Raw genomic sequence first — 3133 nt, 5'->3', positions numbered from 1 at the left:
CTGGAGACGGCGCAGAACACGCATAGCGAGGAGCACGAGAAGAAAACGAAGAAGTCCGGCATGTTCGGCAGCGGCGGCATCGGCGTGACCTTCGGCACGCAGAAGATCCAGAACAATGCCGACACCGCCGATGTGACGCATGTGGGCAGCACGGTCGGTAGCGTGGAGGGCGACGTCACGCTGGTTGCGGGCAATCGTTACGCGCAGACCGGCAGCGACGTGCTGGCCAATGCCGGCGACATCACGGTGAAGGCAAAGGACATCGCCATCACCGAGGTCCACGACACCACCGATGCCGAGCAGCGCAGCAAGTTCAGCCAAGGCGGCTTGTCGATCACGCTCAGTTCCGCAGCACTGAACCTGGCCCAGTCCGCTTACGATACGGCCAAGGCTGGCTCCAAAGTCAGTGGCGATGCGCGCATGCAGGCGCTGGCGGCGGGATCCGCGGCCTACAGCGCCTATGGCGCCGCCAGCTCGCTGAGTCAGACCGGAAGCGCACTGGCCAGCGGCAGCGCCGCAAGCGCTGCGCAAGGCGCGAACATCAGCATCGCCGTGACGGTGGGTGGCAGCAAGAGCGAGAGCAAGAGTACCCAGTCGGCGGACCAGGCCAAGGGCTCCAAGCTACAGGCCGGCGGCGACGTCAACCTGATCGCCACGGGCGGCGGCGACGCGAGCAACCTGCTGGTACGCGGCAGCGACGTCACCGCTGGCCACGACCTGCTCCTGGCCGCCGATCACGATGTCACCATCGAGGCGGCGAAGAACACGGCCGAACAACACAGCACCAGCAAGAGCAGCAGCGCCGCCGTCGGCGTTGCGATCACCTATGGCGCTGATGGGCTCGCAGCGGGCGTGACGTTGAGCGCCAGCGGAGCGCGTGGCAAGGCCAATGGCGAGGATGTCAGCTACACCAACAGCCATGTGGCTGCGGGTGACAACGCCACGATCATCAGCGGCAACGACACCACGCTCAAGGGCGCGCAGGTCTCCGCGGACAAGGTGATCGCCGACGTCGGCGGCAACCTCAACATCGAGAGCCTGCAGGACACCAGCAGCTACGCCAGCAAGGACAAGTCGATCGGTGGCAACGTCACGTTCGGCATCGGGTTCAGTGCCAGCGCCAGCTACAGCAGCAACAAGGTCAATGGCGACTACGCCAGCGTCACCGAGCAGAGCGGCATCCAGGCCGGCAAGGGCGGGTTCGACATCACCGTGGGCGGCAACACCGACCTGAAGGGCGCGGTGATCGCCAGCAGCCAGGAGGCGATCGACCAAGGCAAGAACCGCCTGAGCACCGGCACGCTGACCTATAGCGACATCGCCAACACCAGCAGCTATGACGCCAAGGGCATCAGCCTGTCGGGCGGCTACAGCGTCGGCACCGACGACGATAAGGCCAAGGGCAGTGAGGGCCAGACACCTTCCACCACCAACAATGGCAGCAAGTGGTCCTGGCAGAACTACAACACCGGCGCCAACGGCAGTGCGGCCGGCTATGGCCATGAGAGTGGGAACTCGCAATCCACCACGCACAGCGGCATCAGTGGCGGGGCGCTGGTCATCACCGACGAAGCGGGGCAGCAAGCCAAGACCGGCAAGAGCGTAGCGGACGCGCTGGCGGGCCTGAAGCGCGATGTCGTTACGGGCGATGACGCCAATGGCCTGACCAAGCAATGGGATGGACAAAAGCTGCAGGAGCAGGTGGCCGCCCAGGCGCAGATCACGGCGACGTTCGGGCAGCAGGCCACGCACGTGATCGGTGACTACGCCGAGAAGAAGATGACGGAGGCGGCAGAGCTGCGTCGGCAGGCCGATGGCACGGCCGATCCGGACCAGAAGGCGCAGCTCACCGCCCAGGCAGACCAACTGGAAAGCCAGTGGGGCAACAACGGCAGCTTGCGAGTGCTGGCGCACACCGTGGTCGGGGGACTCACAGGCGGGCTAGAAGGTGCGACGGGCGCCGCTGCAGGCACGCTCGCCGCGCCCGCCGTGGCAACCGCGCTGCGGGAGGCAGGCGTTACCGGGCCGTTGGCGGACACATTGACCGCCTTGGCGTCGACTGCGGCGGGTGCGGTTGCGGGCGGCACTGCGGGTGCTGCGACGGCCAGCAATGAGGTTGTGAACAACTATCTCAGTCATCCGCAACGCGATGAAAAGACGCGTGAACTCAGCAAGTGCACGACGGAAGAATGCCGAGAGAATGTAGAGCGGAAGTGGGATGACGTCAGTCTTGCGCAAAGCCGTGAAATGAAGGATCGGTACTTCGACTACCTGACTCCGGAGCAGCAAGCACAACTGCTGAATCTTAAGCCAGGGACGGAGGAGTATGACGCGATACTCGTGGCGGGCGTGGTACAGGCTGCCTCAAAAGGCTCGATCGGTGTCGGATCTTCTTATAGTCTTGATTATCAGCTATTGAACAAGACGGACTGGCAAGGTCAACAGGTTGTCGGCCTGAAAATCATGTCGTTGGAAGATCGTAATAGACTTGAAACAGGACTTCTGGGCCCGCTTTTTGCTGCCGCAGGTACCTGGACCGCGGTGGTTGGTGGTACACCAGAACAAATAGCAGCAGCCAACCAAATTGGTGCGCTTGCGTGGGACCTAGCAAGTACCGCAGAAGTTTTTGGTCCTTCCATTAAAAGGAATGGAAGAAATGGACCGAGTGAAAGTGATGCGCCATCGTCTAGTTATGATATACAGGGCGGAGAAAGGGGTTCATTTTGGTCATCTACTAAATCGAAAGACTCAGTGCAGAATGCTTATGGCCATTGGACTAAGCACAGCTCAGAATTTCCTGAGTACCAGAATTCTCTCCAGTATGTTGAAGGCGCGCGTGAATTTGTTACAAATCCCCCATCCGGAACTCTCGCGATAAATCGTTCAAATGGAGAAACTGTTCTTTATAACCCTATAACAAATACGTTCGCAGTTAAATCTGCAGATGGGACGCCTAAGACAATGTTTAGGCCAGATCCCGCTGATCATGGGTACAAAACAAATCTAGATTACTTTTATGGCCAAAAGAAATAATAATAATTGCAGGGTTTGTGGGTACGAGTTGCCATTTCCTCCTTGGGGGGAGGATGATTGTTCGCCGACTTGGGAGATTTGCCCATGTTGTGGGACTGAA

At 60.3% G+C, this 3133-nt stretch carries 1 protein-coding gene; it reads left to right on the top strand.

Going from position 1 to position 3133, the window contains the following annotated elements:
• Positions 1–3033, top strand: a 3033-nt coding sequence (locus D588_RS24220) for a hemagglutinin repeat-containing protein (protein WP_017915492.1), incomplete at its 5' end; no start/stop codon positions are given.
• Positions 3034–3133: the final 100 nt, after the last annotated feature.

Source organism: Xanthomonas sp. SHU 308 (genome assembly GCF_000364645.1).
GTDB lineage: Bacteria > Pseudomonadota > Gammaproteobacteria > Xanthomonadales > Xanthomonadaceae > Xanthomonas_A > Xanthomonas_A sontii.
The sequence above is the reverse complement of the archived record's forward strand: the minus strand, read 5'-3'. Positions and strand labels throughout refer to the sequence as shown.